Here is a 17,036-nt window from a genome sequence, read left to right on the forward strand (position 1 = left end):
TTCTTTTATGTGTCATACTCATACTTAAAAACCTGGCCGGCCTTGCCATCCTCCGCCATGATGGCCATGTCCTCCATGGTGTCCGTGCCCATGATGTCCTGATCCCCCGTGCCATGGTCCTCCCTGATGGCCGTGTCCCCCGTGCCAATTGTGTCCATATCCTCCTTGCCACGGTCCTCCGTGATGGAACCCATACCCCTGATAACCTCCGAATCCCGGGAATCCTTGGTGGCCGTATCCAAATCCTGAACCTGGATAACCATACCCCCCGACACCTGGTCCTCCATAAGTTCCACCGTTTAGATAGTTCAGCCCTGAGTATATTAAACCAGCTAACGGTCCGCCTGTTCCAAATGTTCTCGCTTGTGGTTCATAATAGGCATTCATTGTATTGGTATACATGTAATTCTCCCCTCAACATGTCTATAATCGTTCCTTTACACCCTATGTAAGTTTAGGCAAAACGCTCAGGACACCTGCCTATTTTTGCACAATTTAGGCACTAAGAAATGAGCCTAATATTAGGATGGCATAATTACACATGATCTGTTCTCAGTAAAAGTAAATCCCCATGGTACCTGGGCACTTCCCTAGAGCGGATTTCCTTTTCATGAATATAATTCAGTATCTGGACCAATCCCATGGAGAGGGAATGATCGAATGGAGGGCATAGAAATGGACCCGAATTTTAAAAAAGAGGACAGTTTGAGCAAGGAGGAAAAGATAGCTCAAATCGAAAAACAAATATCAGTCTCTCTCTTCATCCAGGCGGCCGCCCAGATTTCAGAAGCAATTTTATTGTCCAGACTATATGCCCTGAGAGATGCAACTGAAGGCGAAGGTGATATTGTTGCAGGTGTATGGCTCCAATCAATCGGCCAGACAATCGAAGCTTTAGCTGTCAGCAAAGAACTTTCCACCTTAAACCAGGAGGAGCTAAGGGAGCTGCAGAAAATTATCATCTCTTCTGACTTTATTCAATCACTCGGTGCAGCAATAGAAGGAGCGGGTGGAATCAAAGTTCTGAAGGAAGCAACTGAATCGTTCCTCCCATAAAAAAGAAAGCCAATACTTTGATCAGCTTTCGAAACCTAAATTTTACTTATGTTCTATTTTTTTTGCTGTGGCTTGCTCGGGATAGCTTTCCCTGACACTGCCGTCAGTCCAGAACTCAATATGGTCGCCTTTTTTTAGCTTATCCGTATCATCATACACCAGCCAGATCAACTCCAGTCCTCCTTGATCAATTAATGCATCACCGGGAACATCTTTGATTTCCTTATATCTTTCCTGATTTATGTTTTGGACGACCAGAATTGAATCATCATTGACCTCTAAAATAAAGCCCTCTCCCGAAACTTGATCATTCGAACAGGCTGCAAGGCCTAAAATCAGCATTAATACGCTTAGCATGCCTCTTTTTATTATTCTCATTTCGATACTCCCTTTTTTTCTGAAGGCCGCCAGTTTGGGCACCTATAAAACGGTCAATTTCGGTACAAGCCCCGTCTTTCTTTCTTTTTACGAATAGAATATGGAAAAAGCATAAAGGATGATGGCAATGGATAATATGAAACTTAAAATAAAAGAACTAGAGCTGAAAATAGAGGAACTGGAAGCCTTGCTCGATCATATTCAAGACTCCTCTCAACCACAAATGGACCATGATAATGTTCGGGCCCTGATAAACCAGATCCTCGCTGAAAAGGAAGTCGTCCCTGCAGTAACCTGAAAAAAGACTGAGCCAAAACCAGATCCAATTGATCAAATGGATTGTTGGAACTGGAATTAGCATCATCTCCATCACTTTCGCCATGATTCAATTTTTAATGTAACTTGGAGATTCCTCACTCAACGGAGAATTCCTTTGTCACCTTGAACTTTTTTCCTTCTTTCGGCGTCATCCAGACAGAAAGGACATAGTCACCTTTATCGAGGGAAAGCTCATGAAGATCGATTTCATAGCTCAACGCCTCTCCCTGCTTTACTTTTTCCTCTCCTAAAGCCTGTAAAAAGCTAGCGACACTTGAGAAAAGGAAGATTTCCTTTCCATCCTTTGTCTCGACCGAATAATCATACCGTTGAGAACTCGTGAATTCCAAGTTCACTTCCTGTTCCGTTTGATTTTTCACTTCATATTGAAAAACGAGCGGACTCTCCTCTTTCATACTTGCAGCCATTTCTCCCGCCACGATTCCGGCACCCCCTTTTTCCTGATTATTGTTATTTGAAACCTGGTTCTCCGTACCGCAGCCGGTCACCAGCAAACCCATCAGCACTATCATCCATATTTTTTTCATTGTCCGATCCTCCTGTTGAAGAAACTCTTTATCTATTTGTCAGGAGAACGGTTAAAAAGGTTACACTCTTTGATTAACTTAATGAACCCATTTTAAACAAAAAGAGAAGTGCATGGGCACCCCTCCCTCTTTTAACCTCTTTTATACTTTTTATCAAAATACTTCTGCAGACCGCTGCTCGTCATGGAGAACGCAAAAATGGTAATCCCGATGGCAACGGTTCCGGTAATCGGCAGCCATGGGTGTGACCAGATATGGTTGGTAATGTTCACAAAGTAAGTTGGCCAGACATTGGACGTGTTCATCGCCTGATAGCCACCATCGAGCTGGGAAACGAATTCGACACTAAGAAAGATTCCGACGATGCCCAGCTGGCCGATGAGAAACAATGTTCTTCCAAGGTCAGAGAAAAACTGGACGATAAAAAATGGTCTTAACGGCGGCCAGTAGTAATTTTTCAGCATCGTCAGCGGTGAAGAGCCCGAGACGATTCCCGCTTCTACATAAGGCTTCTTCGAGATGTCGACCATCCCCTGATAAAAAATATCCGCAACCCGCCCGACTTCAATTATCGCGAGAACGAGCATGATCCAAAGGTATCGATTTCCCGAAAACACAATAAACGGAGTGCCGAGAATCAGGATTACAAAGAATATCGGCGGCATGAAGGAGAATAACCGATTCCAAAGAATCAGGATTCTCCGGAAAAATCGCGAATAAAAACTCGCCATCGCCAGCGGAATCGCGATGATATATCGGATCAGCACAATCGCGAGGATGGTTAACAGCGTTTCTTTCGTACCCAGCAGCACCCGGCTCAATAAATCCACGCCATTCGCGTCCGAGCCGATTGGGGAATCTGCTGATGGCGCGAATGGAGGGAGCTCAAACCCGCCGCCTTCCTTTTGCTTCATCACCATTTCTTTTAACGAGGTGTCCACGAATGGAAGGTATGACGCGATCAATGAAATGACTACTAGAAAAGACAAAATGAGTAAGCCAAATAGTAGTGATTTATTCATGGTCTACCTCCTGCGAAACCGGAGTGACCAGACTTTTAAAAATCTGGGTGACCAGATTCGAGACCAAAATGATGGAAGCAAAAAAGACCGTGTAACCCGCTGCTGAAATCCCGTCCACCATGATTTCCATCCCAACCTTGAAGCCTGTGCCCCTCAGGACAGCATTAAACAGTCCATCTGCCGCCCCTTGAAAATTCATCAATTTTTCAACAATAAATAGATTCGATAATACATAGAGTGTGATCGTATTCGCATGCGCCAGAATCCTTGGAAATGAGTTTTTCAAAATATGTATGAACAGTATTTTCGCACCGGATGTCCCTTTGGATTTTGCCGTCCGGATATAATCATTCCCGGACTGCTCCTGAAGGCTCACGTTCGTAATATTCGCCAGGTAGAATACAGGATAAATAAGCAAAAACAGAATGCCAACCACATAGGTTTCCAGCTTTTCACTGCCATATAACGTCACATGAAAAAACAGGCCTTTTTCATATAGAAACATCAATCCAATCTGGATGATGATGATAAAAAAGAGATCCGGCATGGAGATGAACAGCCACGTCGTCCCATTCCCAAGAAAGTTCAGCTTTCTTTTTTGCACCCGGAAATCAAAGATTCCTTTTAGGACGCCAAAAATATAAGCGAAAATTAAAGTCGGAACGATCAAAAGCAGACTCTTCCAGGCCTTGCCCGCAATCCGGTGGGCATACGATTCGCCAGGGACAAACTCCCCGAGATCAGGATTTTCTTTAATAAAAGCAAAGAAACCTTTGATATTGTCAATATGCTTGTCCAATTCATAATGATAGCTTGCGGATTCAAACTGTCCGCCCTGACCAGTCTGGTATTCCGTCGTAACCGGCAAAAACAAAATCCCGATAAACAAAAATACACAGACAATCCATAACACAAATTGCTCGATTGCCCTTTTAAAATGAACCATGAAGCCTCCTGATGGACTTTAATATAATTTTTTTATGCACAACTATCTTTCTCTCAATCTCCCAAATCCTCATAATGGTCGCCTTCTTCGGGCATTTTCGCATCCGGCACCCCAATATCCACCTGCTTGATTTCACTCTCATTAACAGAATAAGAGTAAATCCAGTCCGGCTCATTGGCGAACCTGACTTGCAGCTGATATGGACTATAGCTCCTGCTCGTCGGGTAACTGATCTCGAACTTTTCTCCCGGATACATTTTGTTTAGGTATTCAGTCAGTTGTTCCATCTTGACCTCACGCTGATAGTCAATCCATAAAGGACGGATCCCAAAGAAAGCCAGCTCCAGCACTAATACAATCAAGACCACCTTGATCGCATTTTTTCTCCTTCTGTGCGGCAAAAAATAACCAACAATCAAAATTAACAAGAGCAAACCCAAAGCCATCAATATCTCAATAACCGTTATCGGATGCATTCTTACACCAGCCCTCTTTCTAGCACTAGTTATATTTTACCATTTTTAATTTTTCTGAAAAGTGTTATTTTAATTTGACCTTGATAGAGTTATAGGATTTTATGCAGATGGAGAGTAAGACTTTCTGAAGATAACCCGGTTTTATGTGTCCCCGTCTACTTGCGAGGCCAAGAGTTAGTGCATAAATTGCTATATTTGACCCGTTTTTTCCTCTCCCCACCTAACCGGGAACATATCCTTCTTTATATGTGACCGTTTCCTCTTCTCTTCACCCAACGGGAAACATATCCCTTCTTCATGTGACCGAACTGGCAACTACCCCCTGGCCAAAGTGGATAACATCAAAAAAGACGAAGCCCCCGGCTTCGTCTCTTCTTCTTAATGTACCTTCTTTTTGGACATATACAAAAATGCTTTGATCATAAAGTAACTGACCTCATCTGGCAGCAGTTCCTTGATTGGCTTGAGCCTGTCGCGGCCGGCTTCTGCTACGGCCCGCTCCAGGTCATCGATGAACTTGGCAGGAATCAGCACTTCATAGTCTACTTCCATTCCTTGCTGAATGCATTGGATCAGGTGATTTTCGACTGTGCTTTCCACCAGCTCGCGCCTGGCGGCAATCTCAGCCACGGTCAGTTTCTCCTGATGCAGCTTGTAGGTTTCGAGATGAGAATCACCAACAGTTTTTTTCGCCGGTTTCTTCACCGGTTCAGCTACAGCATTCACCACGGGCTGACGCTCGGGGTGCTCCTCGCAGAACTCGATGATCTTCTGAATAAATGGGGCTCCATACTTCTGCAATTTATGCTCTCCCACTCCAGCCACACCCAGGAACTCACCATCTGTCAGCGGCAGCTTCAGACACATATCCTTCAGAGAGGAATCGGAGAAAATCACAAATGGCGGCACTTTTTCCGCAGCTGCAATTTCTCGCCGCAACTCTCGCAGTTCTTCAAATAACGGATCATCGTTCGAAACCTGCTTGACCCGGACAGCTTCCTTCCTGAACACCTTCGTCTTGCCGAGCAAAACATCCTTCCCTTTTTCCGGGACAAAAATCGTCGGGTAGGTGCCGTGCTCGACACCAATCAGTTCCTGTGAAATCAGGAACTCGATCAGGTCATTCACCTGCTTTGTGCTCCGGTTCTTCATCAATCCGTATGTCGGCAGTTTATCAAGCCGGAACTCAAGCACCTTCTTATTTCGCGAGCCGGTCAAAACGTTCGCTGTCATTGCCTTGCCGTATTTCTGGCCCATCCGAATGATGCACGACAGCACCATTTGCGCATCCTTCGTGACTTCCTCCGTTTCACGGGAGTCGGTACAGTTGCCGCAGCGTCCACACGGCTCCGCTTCACTCTCGCCAAAATAATGGAGGATATAGGATTGCAGGCATTCCTCGGTATGGCAGTAGCCGACCATTTGCTGCAGTTTTTCCAATTCAGGCGCCATCCGCTCGCGATCCGCGGACTGGTCAATCAAAAAGCGCTGCACCTGGACATCCTGGGACGAATACAGCACGACACATTCACTATCCAGGCCATCACGACCGGCACGGCCTGCCTCCTGATAATAGCTCTCCATATTCTTCGGGAGCTGAAAATGGAGGACATAACGGATATTGCTTTTGTCTATGCCCATCCCGAACGCCGAAGTCGCGACCATCACAGTGGCTTCATCCTGTAAAAAACGTTCCTGTTCGCGGTTCCGGTCTTCATCATTCATGCCTGCGTGATAGCGGGCGGCATTGAAGCCTTCCTTCTGCAGCCACTCATAAAGCTGGTCGACATTCTTCCGTGTCGCCGCATAGATGATGCCTGCTTCCTTTTCATTCTTTTTGATAAAGTCTTTTAAATAAGCCTGGCGGTCCTGGCCTTTTACGACGGAAAAGCTCAGGTTGCTGCGCTCGAACCCTGTAATTACAGTATTTTCAGGGTTTATTTTTAGCGAGGCACAAATGTCTTCCCTTACCTTTGGTGTCGCAGTGGCCGTCAACGCGAGCACGATCGGCTTTCTCGGCAGACGATCGGCAAGTCCGGATATTTGCAGATAGCTTGGGCGGAAATCGTGCCCCCACTGGGAAATACAGTGCGCTTCGTCGACGGCGATCAGCGGAATTTCCATGTCCTGCAGGTCATCGATGAACTCCCAGGATCCAAGCCGCTCGGGCGCGATGTACAACAGCTTGTACTTTCCATTCCTGGCGTCATCCATCCGGCTGGCAGCTTCGCCGGCCGTCAGCGAACTGTTGATATACGTTGCCGGAATTCCATGCTGGATGAGCGTGTCCACCTGGTCCTTCATCAAAGAAATCAACGGAGAAATGACGATGGTCGTCCCTGGCAGCACGAGTGCCGGGATTTGATAGACGATTGACTTACCTCCGCCTGTCGGCATGACACAGACCGTATTCTTTCCTTCAAGCACAGACGTGATCGCCTGGTCCTGTCCTCGGCGGAATGAGGAATAGCCAAAATGGTTTTGCAATAATTCTTGGGCTTTTTGCAGCATTATGGTGGCTCCTTTCAGTGAGAAAAAGTGGGGGAATGTTGAGGAAATACTCTTCCATTGTAACAGATATACAGCAAAAATGCCCTGCCCCGATTAGGAGCAAAGCACTTTATTTTACGATTCTTCTTCCAGTAATCTTGGCAGACAAATTTTAATCGTTGTACCTTCGCCAGGCTTACTCTTAATATCAATCCGGCCATGGTGAAGGTCGATGATTCTCTTGCAGGTAATCAGCCCCAGCCCGGTCCCTTTTTCCTTTGTTGAATAAAATGGTTCGAACAACCGGTTGAACCTAGATTCCGCGATTCCACAGCCCTTATCGATGATTGTCACCATCACAGAATCTGAGCCATTTTCTTCAAGCCTTACTTCGATAAAATGCCCGTTATCCTCGGTTGCCTCGATCGAGTTTTGCAGCAAATTAATCAGTACCTGTTTCATTTGCTTGCGGTCGCAATTCAAGAAAACTTCCGAATCGGACTCCAATCCTATTTCTATACTTTTAAGGTTGGCCTGAGGTGCCATGAAGTGAATGCATTCCTGTAATAGCTTATGGAAATTTGTTTGCTGAAAATTGACATGTTCACTTGGTTTCGCAATGAACATGAACTCATTGACGATTTCATTGATCCGGTCCATCTCATCCAGCATGATGTCCAGGTACGGCACTAAAGTCGGGTCCGCCACACTTTCTTTGACGATTTTCGCAAAACCTTTCAGTGATGTGAGCGGATTCCGGATTTCGTGTGCGATGCCTGCCGCTAATTCACCAACTACGGAAAGCTTCTCCATCTGCTGGACCTGCTTTTCCCGCGCTTTTTCCTTTGTAATGTCTATGGTCGTCCCAATTACCTCCACTGTCACTCCGTTTTGCCGGACGGGATTCAAGACAGCCAGATAGTGGACATCACCCATGTTGCCTTCATAGTTGACATGCTCCCCGTTCCAAGCCTCTTCATAAAAAGCTGCCTTACGGAGAGCCTGTTCAGGCGGAAGGAACTCAAACAAGGTTTTCCCCACAATTAATTCAGGGCAAAGACCGACTTTTTCAATCAGTTTGCCTTCAATAAATGTATGGATGAAGGTGTTGTCTTTCTTTTCGAACTTGAAAATAAAGCCTGTTTCTCTTGGAATGAACTGCTCATAATCCACCTTGCACTTCTGATCATTCACACGGCAACACCCTTATAGTATAAATTCGTTCCCTAATAATTCTTTATTTTCAAGGGGAATTCCTTTGGAAAAAATATGTATTTTTGCAGACACATGAAAAAGCTGCCTCTTCTCAGGAAGCAGCCCTTTTCATTACATATTCTCTCCAGTCATCTCCATGACCTTTTCATTACATATTCTCTCCAGTCATCTCCATGACCTTTTCATTACATATTCTCTCCAGTCATCTCCATGACCTTTTCTCTCACTTCTTCTATATTACGCATTTTGTTGTCCCAGCATTTCTGGCTGAGGTCCACAGGGTATTCTTCAGGATTCAGCATGCGTGTGTATTCTTCCCAAAGAACGCCGAGGCAATAAGTTGAATGCTTGCGGACTTCATCCAGGCTTGGCTGTTCATACACAAGCTTGCCATCCTTAAAAATGTCATGATGCAAATCCCTGGCGTCAAAATTGGTGACAAATTTGCTGACAAAGGTGTGAACCGGGTGGAACATCTTCAGGCGCCTTTCCTGCTGCGGATTTTCACCTTCAAGTGTGATATAGTCCCCCTCGGAACGATTATTGGCTTTGTTGATGATCCTATACACATTTTTGATTCCAGGCGTGGTCACTTTTTCAGGATTCGAGGAAATCTTGATCGTGTCCTCCATCCTTCCATCAGACTGCTCGACTGATACAATTTTATAAACAGCACCGAGCGCAGCCTGTTCATAGGCGGTGATCAGCTTCGTGCCGACTCCCCAAATATCAATTTTTGCGCCCTGGGCTTTCAGGTTCATGATCGTGTATTCATCCAGGTCACTGGAAGCCACAACTTTTGCATCCTTAAAACCTGCTTCATCCAGCATTTTGCGCGCTTCCTTGGAAAGATATGCAAGGTCACCGCTGTCGAGGCGGATCCCGATGAAATTGATTTTGTCGCCAAATTCCCTGGCGACCTTTATTGCGTTCGGCACACCGGACCTTAGCGTATCATACGTATCAACGAGGAATACGCAGTCCTTATGCGTTTCAGCGTATTTTTTAAAAGCGGTATAATCATCCTTGTAGGCCTGTACCATGGAATGCGCATGAGTCCCGGCGGTTGGAATTCCGAAAAGCTTGCCCGCACGTACATTACTGGTCGAATCGAAGCCTCCGATATAGGCAGCGCGAGTGCCCCAGAGCGCCGCATCCAGTTCATGCGCCCGGCGCGTACCAAACTCCATCGCCACTTCAGACTTCACCACCTGCTTGATACGGGAAGCCTTTGTCGCAATCAATGTCTGGTAGTTGACGATGTTCAGCAGCGCTGTCTCAATCAGCTGGGCTTCAGCAAGCGGAGCATCCACCCGAATCAGCGGCTCATTAGCAAAAACAATCTCTCCCTCCTGCATAGAACGGATCGAGCCAGTGAATTTCAAGTCTTTTAAAAAGGCAAGGAAATCTTCACCGAACTTTCCTTCCTCTCTTAAATATTGAATATCATCCTCTGTGAAGCCAAAGTTCTCGATGTACTGGATGATCTTTTCAAGGCCTGCAAACACGGCATATCCATTGCCGAAAGGAAGCTTGCGGAAAAACAAATCAAACACCGCGCGGCGATTATGGACGCCATCACGCCAGTATGTTTCCATCATATTTAACTGATATAAGTCCGTATGGAGCATCAAGCTATCATCTGTGAATTTCGTACTCATCAAAAAACCTCCAAATTAACTGCATCTAATTCATCGTGGCTGCTGCATGGATTTCGTTATCAATCTTAAACATGGAAAGTCGACTTCCCTTTTACTGCTTTCCAAGTCATAGCCACGTAATCATGATCCTATCTGACTTCTGCCCCGATCGAGCTTTCGAAATGACGGAGCGACCATTCATGGCCGACCTGGTCAAAAGAAGCTACCGCATTCTTATACACTATAACCTTAAAGCCCTTATTGTAAGCATCAACCGCTGTATGCAGCACGCAAATATCCGTGCATACCCCGACAAGATGCACCTCCGTGATGCCCCGCTCGCGCAGCTTTATTTCCAGGTCCGTACCGGCGAACGCTGAATACCTTGTCTTGTCGATATAATACACATGGTCCAGATGCTTGTTTTCTTCATAAACCTCTTGAAGGCTGCCGTACAAATCTCTTCCCCTTGTCCCGCGGATATTATGAGGCGGGTACAATTTTGTCTCCGGATGGAATTCATCCCCTTCATCATGGACATCGATCGCGAAAACAACATAATCACCATTTTTGATGAATTCCTTCGTCACGCCAACCAGATTCTCTTCAATTGCCTGGCCAGGATCCCCGCAAGTCAGCCGCCCATCATCCGCCACAAAGTCATATGTATAGTCGATATTGATCAACGCCTTCTTCCCCATTATGTATCCACATCCTTTTATCTTATTATCTATTATTTTCTTCCAAATATGATTTTCAGGCAAATTTTTCATATCAAATGCCGATGATTTGGTGCATTTATTTTTACCTTTGTCACTGCTGATTTCAAAAAAAATTTGGTTTAGGAATATATTCAAATTCTTAGGAATATATCTGTAGGTTTAAGGAATATAATTAATTTTTAAAGAATATAATCCCTTTTTAAGGAATATCCTTCTATACCCTATTTCAAAACGCAAAAAAACCACTCCAGCACAGGAGTGGTTTCCGATCATTCTGCTTTGAAGTTCAATTCCAGGTTCTCCGGACGGTCTTCTGGACGGATTTCGTCGAGCGGCACGTAGACTTCGATGTGCCTGAACAGGTTTTCGAATTCGGCTGGAAGGTTTCCGCCGTATTCTCCGTCGAGGTTCAGCTGGACTGTTTCCTTCGAATGTACCTTAATCCGGTTTGCTTGCGTGTAAATTACGCCTGGGTCATTTATGTGTTCACCACGAACTGCAAGTGAAGCAATCCGGATAAAATCAGCCAGGTTCGTCTTTTTCAAAATCAACAGCGAGAACATACCGTCATTGATTGAAGAGTTTGGTGCCAGTCGCTCAAAGCCGCCGACCGAGTTCGTCAGCCCGACGAGGAACATCATGACCTCACCTTCATACAGCTTGCCATCATACTCAATTGTCACATGTGATGCTCGGATCGATGGCAGCATCTCGATTCCTTTTAAATAGTATGCAAGCTGGCCGAGCATCGTCTTGAGCTTGCTTGGAACTTCGTATGTCAGCTCAGTCAGCCTGCCGCCGCCTGCGATATTTATGAAATATTTATCGTTGATCCGGCCTACGTCAACCGGGATCGTTTGCCCTTTTACAATGATGTCGACCGCTGCCTCTATATCCCGTGGAATATGCAGTGCGCGGGCAAAGTCATTCGTTGTGCCAACTGGAATGACGCCAATTTTTGGGCGGTATTCCTGCTCGGCGATTCCATTGACCACTTCATTGATCGTTCCATCTCCACCTGCCGCAATCACCAGGTCATACTTGCGCTCGACTGCAATCCTCGCAGCCTGCGTCGCATCACCCTCGCATGTCGTTGCATGGCATGATGTCTCATAGCCGGCATTCTCCAGCCTCACCAGCACTTCCGCAAGATGCTTTTTAAAAACTTCACGGCCTGAAGTCGGATTATAAATGATTCTTGCTCTTTTCATACCCATCATCCTACTTAATATGGTTTTTGATTCCATCATTTTACATCATAGCTCATATTTTCAATCCAAGCAATGACCCGGATATATCATAAACTACTTTACACCTATTTGCCAAAAAGAAACTCAGTATTTAATCAAAGTGTTAACTATCGTATTTTTCAGAAAAACTCTTTCAATCATACCATTTATTTTTTACAATACAGGGAGGGTGGTTACATAATTTGGCAATACCCCCGAAGACAAAACCATCAGAACCTCTAATCTAGATTAAAAGGGTGACTTTTTATGATCTGGCTGATTCTCCTGGCTGCTTATTTAATTGGCTCGATTCCGACAGCATTAGTGGTCGGCAAATACTTTTTCCATGTAGATATTAGGGATCATGGCAGCAAAAATCCGGGCGCTACCAATACACTGCGGGTGATGGGCAAAAGAGCTGCCATCGTTGTCCTGCTGATTGATGTGGCAAAAGGAATGCTGGCTGCCTCACTCCCGCTGATGTTCAATGTCCCGGTTGAACCCTTGTATGCCGGATTGATTGCGGTTATAGGCCATTGCTTCCCGATTTTCGCAGGATTCCGCGGCGGAAAGGCAATCGCCACGACAGCCGGCGCTCTGCTGATTGTTGATATCGGGATGTTCCTGGCCGTCTATGTAACATTTTTCGCCGTCATTTTCCTGACCAAATATGTATTTATGGGCTCCATCTCGGTTGGAATCGCGATGCTGGTCTATTCGTTCTTCTCACCCGACATCAATGAAGTACTTATTTTCACCGCTTTTATTATATTTTTAATTTTTCTGCACCGGTCAAATTTGCAGAACTTTTTCAATGGCATAGAACCGAAGATCAATGATAAAAAAGTGAAGGGAGACCGCCTTCCCCCTAAAAGACTTTGACGAATACCATGGTTATCAATCCATGGTTTTCTTATTTTCTATAAATATATTAATAAAGTAAATTACTATTTATCGAATAACTTTTTTAGCGAAAAAATAGATTGTTAATCATTTATGCAAAATGATAGAATATTAATTGTATTAGCAATATTTTTTTAATATTCTTTCACAATAATAAAGGGGGAAAGACTATGTCCAATGAAATGTACCAAATCATTGCCATCGGGATCTATATGGCCGCGATGCTTTATATCGGCTGGTATTCCTACAAAAAGACGAGCAATCTGACTGACTACATGCTCGGCGGCAGATCGCTCGGTCCGGCAGTAACAGCACTAAGCGCCGGAGCAGCTGACATGAGCGGCTGGCTTTTGATGGGTCTTCCAGGGGGAATTTATGTAAGCGGTTTAGCGAATGCATGGATTGCCATCGGATTGACCGTCGGTGCGTATCTCAACTGGCTTTATGTAGCACCTCGACTTCGCTCATACACACATGTGGCGAATGACTCCATCACGATTCCTAGCTTCCTTGAAAACCGTTTTAAAGATGATACAAAGCTTTTAAGAATTGTATCCGGTATTGTTATTCTTCTATTCTTTACTTTCTACGTTTCCTCCGGAATGGTCGCCGGAGCTGTTTTCTTCGAGAGTTCATTCGGCCTTGACTACCATACCGGCTTATTGCTTGTTTCTGCAGTAGTTGTTGCGTACACACTATTCGGCGGATTCCTTGCTGTCAGCTACACAGATTTCATTCAGGGAATGATGATGCTTCTCGCCCTGCTTCTCGTGCCAATTATCGGCTTCGGCAAAACCGGCGGCCCGGCGGAGACATTTGATACCATCCGTTCGATTGACCCTGCATTGCTTGATTTATTCAAAGGTACAACTGTGCTCGGAATCATATCAACTGCAGCATGGGGCCTTGGCTACTTCGGACAGCCACATATTATCACCCGTTTCATGGCAATCACATCGATAAAAGAAACAAAGAGTGCGAGAAGAATCGGTATGGGATGGATGATTTTCTCCTTATTGGGAGCCATACTAACAGCGTTGATCGGTCTTGCTTATTTTACACAGAATCCAGATGTTAAACTCGATAACCCTGAGGCAGTCTTCATCGTGCTCGGTCAAATCTTCTTCCATCCATTATTCGCTGGCCTTATGCTGGCAGCTGTCCTTGCTGCAATCATGAGCACAATCTCGTCTCAGTTGATCGTAACGTCCAGCGCACTCACTGAGGATTTATACAAAATCTTATTCAAAAAAGAAAAATCTGATAAGCAATACGTATTTTTCGGACGTATGGCGGTACTCGTTGTAGCGATTATCGCTGCTGCCCTTGCCTGGGTCCAGAACGATACAATCCTTGGCCTCGTTGCCTACGCATGGGCAGGCTTCGGCGCAGCCTTCGGACCGATCATCCTGCTCAGCCTATACTGGAGAAAGATGACCAACTGGGGCGCAATCCTCGGTATGGTTGCCGGTGCTGCAACAGTAGTCATCTGGAGCAATGTCGGCTTGAGCGATGTCATGTACGAAATCGTACCAGGCTTCATTATCAACCTGGTTGTTTCCGTAGTTGTCAGCCTTGTTACTTATAGACCAAACCCTGAGATTGAAAAAGAGTTTGATATGAGTGTAGAAAACTTAAAGTCTTAAAACAGGTGCCACAGAGATCCTTTCTCTGTGGTATTTTATTTTGGAACCGATAAAATCTGACAGGAAATTACATCTGCATACTCGAATTCATATAGAAACAATTAAACTTGAGGGGCAAATGATGAAGAGAAAGCTATTAATCTACGGAACAGCTGCAGTATTGCTTTTGACTGTATTGATCGCCATGGACCGCTATAAATTATATAAAGAGGAAAAGCCGCCTGTACCAATCGTAACGGTGAATGGACAGGAGATTCCACAAATTCTCGGCCAATATAATTGGCATGGTACCAAAACGGAGAAAATGAATCCGCTCAAAGCCATGGCTGGCATGAATCCATCCAGGGTGAAGGAAAGAGAAACACTAGAAGTCTCATTTCCTCCAGAAATAGTCCCTGATTCCATTTTAATCACCCAGGTAAATACATTACCAGGCATGGAAAAGAAGACTGTTAAAGGGACCAGCATTCCCATTCCAAAAAATCCTTACATGGAAAGAACCTATTTTAAGATAAAAGCGATATGGGGAAAGGAATTTAGTACTTACTATGTGAAGCTGGATATCGAAGAACTTCCGCCCCTATATGATTTTTTATCAAAGGATCCTGAAAAGCTTGCTGTCCTTGCGATTGTTCCACGTGGAGAGTCAGAAAAGTTTGACATTCCTGATGAGGTAAAGGAAAAGCTTGATTCCTTTCAGATATCAGATGATTTGGAGGAATTGAAAAAGACACATTATTCAGAGCTTCACTTATATACAGCACCAATATACTTGATCTTTAATACAGAATTTCTTCAGCAGACGGTCGAGGATAAAGAATCATTGATCAGAATACTAAAGTATGGTGACCGGCAATAATCCAAATTAAGCTCTGATAGAAGAGCCTCAGACTGTAGACAAACTCGATTAAAACCCGGATTGTCTACAGTCTTGCCAGCCGTCCTCGAACAGATTCCCTCTTTCCCGGGAAATATCGACAAAAAAGCTGGCGATTGGTTCGCCAGCTTTCGCTATTATCTCTTATTCAATTCTTCAACAAGCAATTTGTTTACTAGCGGAGGGTTTGCCTGGCCTTTTGTCGCTTTCATGATCTGGCCGACAAGGAAGCCTTTCGCCTTGTCCTTGCCGCCTTTGAAATCCTCAACAGATTGCGGGTTGGCGTCGATGATTTCGGTGATGATTTTTAGCAGCGCACCTTCATCGGAGATTTGCACAAGACCCTTCTCTTTGACGATTTGCTCGGGGTCGCCGCCTTTTTCGATCAATTCCTTGAATACCTGCTTGGCAATCTTGGAAGAAATGGTGCCATTCTCAATCAACTTAATCAAGCCGGCAAGACCTTCAGGAGTCAATGCCGTTTCATGCAGCTCTTTCGATTCAGCCTTGAGGTAAGCTGAGAATTCGCCCATCAGCCAGTTGGATGCCTGCTTAGGGTCTGCTCCTGCTTTCACAGCCGACTCAAAGAAATCAGCCATTTCCTTAGAAACAGTCAAGACTTCAGCATCATAAGCCGGCAATCCCATATCCTCGACATATCGCTTCTTGCGCTCGTCCGGAAGCTCAGGAATTTCTGCACGTACTCTCGCTTTCCATTCTTCATCGATGTAAAGATCAGGCAGGTCAGGCTCAGGGAAATAACGATAGTCATCCGATCCTTCTTTTACACGCATTAAGATGGTCGTGTTCGACGCATCATCGTAACGGCGTGTTTCCTGCTGGATTTCGCGGCCAGCCAGGATTTCCTCTTCCTGGCGCTTCTCCTCGTACTCAAGGCCTCTGCGAACGAAGTTGAAGGAGTTCAGGTTCTTAAGCTCGGTTTTCGTTCCGAATTCCTCCTGGCCAACCGGCCTGATTGAAATGTTCGCATCACAGCGGAGCGAACCTTCTTCCATCTTGCAATCCGATACACCCGTATACTGGATGATAGACTTTAACTTCTCCAGATATGCATATGCTTCATCCGGAGTGCGTATATCGGGCTCCGATACGATCTCCACGAGCGGCGTTCCCTGGCGGTTGTAGTCCACTAGTGAATACCCATTGCCGTGCGTCAGTTTTCCGGCATCCTCTTCCATATGGATGCGGGTAATGCCGATTTTCTTTTTATAGCCATTAACCTCGATTTCGATCCATCCGTTTTCACCGATTGGCTTATCGAACTGGGAAATCTGGTAGGCTTTCGGGTTGTCCGGGTAAAAATAGTTCTTGCGGTCAAATTTCGTGTGATCTGCAATTTCGCAGTTCAAAGCCATAGCGGCTTTCATAGCGTAATCGACTGCTTTCTTATTCACGACCGGCAGTACACCCGGATAGCCAAGGTCGATCACGGTTGTATTTGTATTCGGCTCAGCACCAAAATGGTTCGGACTCGCCGAAAAGATTTTCGAATCTGTTTTCAATTCAACATGGACCTCTAGGCCAATTACCGTTTCAAACTTCATCATAT

The 17,036-nt window shown here is 45.1% G+C and carries 17 protein-coding genes; 5 read left to right on the forward strand and 12 right to left on the reverse strand.

Features of this window, described 5'->3' with window-relative positions; genetic code table 11:
- Positions 1 to 5: 5 nt before the first annotated feature.
- Entirely contained in the window at positions 6 to 263 is a 258-nt protein-coding gene (locus J7E38_RS05910; RefSeq protein WP_214709668.1) for a hypothetical protein, read from the reverse strand.
- Positions 264 to 675: 412 nt separating this feature from the next.
- On the opposite strand from J7E38_RS05910, the gene J7E38_RS05915 reads away from it, so the two are divergent.
- Positions 676 to 1,056 carry a hypothetical protein gene (locus J7E38_RS05915; protein WP_214709671.1) on the forward strand — a complete coding sequence of 127 codons (381 nt, stop codon included), beginning with the start codon at positions 676 to 678 and terminating at the stop codon, positions 1,054 to 1,056.
- Between the two features lie 42 nt (positions 1,057 to 1,098).
- Here J7E38_RS05915 and J7E38_RS05920 read toward each other — a convergent pair whose 3' ends face one another.
- Entirely contained in the window at positions 1,099 to 1,434 is a 336-nt protein-coding gene (locus J7E38_RS05920) for a DUF3221 domain-containing protein (RefSeq protein WP_214709673.1), read from the reverse strand.
- A gap of 127 nt (positions 1,435 to 1,561) precedes the next feature.
- Here J7E38_RS05920 and J7E38_RS05925 point away from each other — a divergent pair, with 127 nt between their 5' ends.
- Positions 1,562 to 1,732 carry a hypothetical protein gene (locus J7E38_RS05925; RefSeq protein ID WP_214709675.1) on the forward strand — a complete coding sequence of 57 codons (171 nt, stop codon included), beginning with the start codon at positions 1,562 to 1,564 and terminating at the stop codon, positions 1,730 to 1,732.
- Between the two features lie 115 nt (positions 1,733 to 1,847).
- Here the strand turns inward: J7E38_RS05925 and J7E38_RS05930 are convergent, their stop codons facing one another.
- The 9 genes from J7E38_RS05930 to J7E38_RS05970 all read right to left on the reverse strand — a co-directional run bounded on the left by J7E38_RS05930 (position 1,848) and on the right by J7E38_RS05970 (position 12,022).
- Entirely contained in the window at positions 1,848 to 2,300 is a 453-nt protein-coding gene (locus J7E38_RS05930; RefSeq protein ID WP_214709677.1) for a BsuPI-related putative proteinase inhibitor, read from the reverse strand.
- A 131-nt stretch (positions 2,301 to 2,431) separates the two neighbouring features.
- Positions 2,432 to 3,322, reverse strand: coding sequence for an ABC transporter permease subunit (locus tag J7E38_RS05935; protein ID WP_214709679.1), 891 nt, complete (start codon positions 3,320 to 3,322; stop codon positions 2,432 to 2,434).
- On the reverse strand, positions 3,315 to 4,268 hold the full coding sequence (locus tag J7E38_RS05940) for an ABC transporter permease subunit (protein ID WP_214709681.1): 954 nt from the start codon (positions 4,266 to 4,268) through the stop codon (positions 3,315 to 3,317). The genes J7E38_RS05935 and J7E38_RS05940 overlap by 8 nt, the downstream gene beginning before the upstream one ends.
- Before the next feature lie 53 nt (positions 4,269 to 4,321).
- A complete protein-coding gene (locus J7E38_RS05945) occupies positions 4,322 to 4,744 on the reverse strand; it encodes a hypothetical protein (RefSeq protein WP_214709683.1) in 423 nt (140 codons plus the stop codon).
- A gap of 378 nt (positions 4,745 to 5,122) precedes the next feature.
- On the reverse strand, positions 5,123 to 7,255 hold the full coding sequence (gene recQ / locus J7E38_RS05950) for a DNA helicase RecQ (RefSeq protein ID WP_214709685.1): 2,133 nt from the start codon (positions 7,253 to 7,255) through the stop codon (positions 5,123 to 5,125).
- 114 nt (positions 7,256 to 7,369) lie between these two features.
- Positions 7,370 to 8,428, reverse strand: a complete 1,059-nt coding sequence (locus J7E38_RS05955) for an ATP-binding protein (RefSeq protein ID WP_214709687.1) — start codon at positions 8,426 to 8,428, stop codon at positions 7,370 to 7,372.
- 206 nt (positions 8,429 to 8,634) lie between these two features.
- On the reverse strand, positions 8,635 to 10,110 hold the full coding sequence (locus tag J7E38_RS05960) for a nicotinate phosphoribosyltransferase (protein ID WP_214709689.1): 1,476 nt from the start codon (positions 10,108 to 10,110) through the stop codon (positions 8,635 to 8,637).
- Positions 10,111 to 10,238: 128 nt separating this feature from the next.
- Positions 10,239 to 10,790 (reverse strand): cysteine hydrolase family protein, encoded by a 552-nt coding sequence (locus tag J7E38_RS05965; protein ID WP_214709691.1) that lies wholly within the window; start codon positions 10,788 to 10,790, stop codon positions 10,239 to 10,241.
- Between the two features lie 290 nt (positions 10,791 to 11,080).
- Complete coding sequence (locus J7E38_RS05970; RefSeq protein WP_214709693.1) at positions 11,081 to 12,022, reverse strand: diacylglycerol kinase; 942 nt, start codon at positions 12,020 to 12,022, stop codon at positions 11,081 to 11,083.
- A 285-nt stretch (positions 12,023 to 12,307) separates the two neighbouring features.
- Between J7E38_RS05970 and plsY the strand changes: the two genes are divergently transcribed.
- The 3 genes from plsY to J7E38_RS05985 all read left to right on the forward strand — a co-directional run bounded on the left by plsY (position 12,308) and on the right by J7E38_RS05985 (position 15,448).
- Positions 12,308 to 12,922: a glycerol-3-phosphate 1-O-acyltransferase PlsY gene (plsY, locus tag J7E38_RS05975; protein WP_214709695.1), complete on the forward strand. Its 615-nt coding sequence runs from the start codon at positions 12,308 to 12,310 to the stop codon at positions 12,920 to 12,922.
- A gap of 191 nt (positions 12,923 to 13,113) precedes the next feature.
- Positions 13,114 to 14,589 (forward strand): sodium/proline symporter PutP, encoded by a 1,476-nt coding sequence (putP, locus tag J7E38_RS05980; RefSeq protein WP_214709697.1) that lies wholly within the window; start codon positions 13,114 to 13,116, stop codon positions 14,587 to 14,589.
- A gap of 121 nt (positions 14,590 to 14,710) precedes the next feature.
- Positions 14,711 to 15,448: a hypothetical protein gene (locus J7E38_RS05985; RefSeq protein ID WP_215038262.1), complete on the forward strand. Its 738-nt coding sequence runs from the start codon at positions 14,711 to 14,713 to the stop codon at positions 15,446 to 15,448.
- Positions 15,449 to 15,603: 155 nt separating this feature from the next.
- Here J7E38_RS05985 and gatB read toward each other — a convergent pair whose 3' ends face one another.
- The gene (gatB, locus tag J7E38_RS05990; RefSeq protein ID WP_214709774.1) at positions 15,604 to 17,031 is read right to left on the reverse strand and encodes an Asp-tRNA(Asn)/Glu-tRNA(Gln) amidotransferase subunit GatB; all 1,428 of its coding nucleotides are present in this window, start codon (positions 17,029 to 17,031) and stop codon (positions 15,604 to 15,606) included.
- Positions 17,032 to 17,036 lie beyond the last annotated feature (5 nt).

The organism is Bacillus sp. ISL-35 (assembly GCF_018613355.1).
Lineage (GTDB): Bacteria > Bacillota > Bacilli > Bacillales > Cytobacillaceae > Mesobacillus.

What these genes read in the sequence shown, in the direction of transcription:
- J7E38_RS05910 (WP_214709668.1), bottom strand. Translation starts at nt 263, where the DNA reads ATGGTTATCCAGGTTCAGGATTTGGATACGGCCACCAAGGATTCCCGG.
- J7E38_RS05915 (WP_214709671.1), top strand. Translation starts at nt 676, where the DNA reads ATGGACCCGAATTTTAAAAAAGAGGACAGTTTGAGCAAGGAGGAAAAG.
- J7E38_RS05920 (WP_214709673.1), bottom strand. Translation starts at nt 1,434, where the DNA reads ATGAGAATAATAAAAAGAGGCATGCTAAGCGTATTAATGCTGATTTTA.
- J7E38_RS05925 (WP_214709675.1), top strand. Translation starts at nt 1,562, where the DNA reads ATGGATAATATGAAACTTAAAATAAAAGAACTAGAGCTGAAAATAGAG.
- J7E38_RS05930 (WP_214709677.1), bottom strand. Translation starts at nt 2,300, where the DNA reads ATGAAAAAAATATGGATGATAGTGCTGATGGGTTTGCTGGTGACCGGC.
- J7E38_RS05935 (WP_214709679.1), bottom strand. Translation starts at nt 3,322, where the DNA reads ATGAATAAATCACTACTATTTGGCTTACTCATTTTGTCTTTTCTAGTA.
- J7E38_RS05940 (WP_214709681.1), bottom strand. Translation starts at nt 4,268, where the DNA reads ATGGTTCATTTTAAAAGGGCAATCGAGCAATTTGTGTTATGGATTGTC.
- J7E38_RS05945 (WP_214709683.1), bottom strand. Translation starts at nt 4,744, where the DNA reads ATGCATCCGATAACGGTTATTGAGATATTGATGGCTTTGGGTTTGCTC.
- recQ (WP_214709685.1), bottom strand. Translation starts at nt 7,255, where the DNA reads ATGCTGCAAAAAGCCCAAGAATTATTGCAAAACCATTTTGGCTATTCC.
- J7E38_RS05960 (WP_214709689.1), bottom strand. Translation starts at nt 10,110, where the DNA reads ATGAGTACGAAATTCACAGATGATAGCTTGATGCTCCATACGGACTTA.
- J7E38_RS05965 (WP_214709691.1), bottom strand. Translation starts at nt 10,790, where the DNA reads ATGGGGAAGAAGGCGTTGATCAATATCGACTATACATATGACTTTGTG.
- J7E38_RS05970 (WP_214709693.1), bottom strand. Translation starts at nt 12,022, where the DNA reads ATGAAAAGAGCAAGAATCATTTATAATCCGACTTCAGGCCGTGAAGTT.
- plsY (WP_214709695.1), top strand. Translation starts at nt 12,308, where the DNA reads ATGATCTGGCTGATTCTCCTGGCTGCTTATTTAATTGGCTCGATTCCG.
- putP (WP_214709697.1), top strand. Translation starts at nt 13,114, where the DNA reads ATGTCCAATGAAATGTACCAAATCATTGCCATCGGGATCTATATGGCC.
- J7E38_RS05985 (WP_215038262.1), top strand. Translation starts at nt 14,711, where the DNA reads ATGAAGAGAAAGCTATTAATCTACGGAACAGCTGCAGTATTGCTTTTG.
- gatB (WP_214709774.1), bottom strand. Translation starts at nt 17,031, where the DNA reads ATGAAGTTTGAAACGGTAATTGGCCTAGAGGTCCATGTTGAATTGAAA.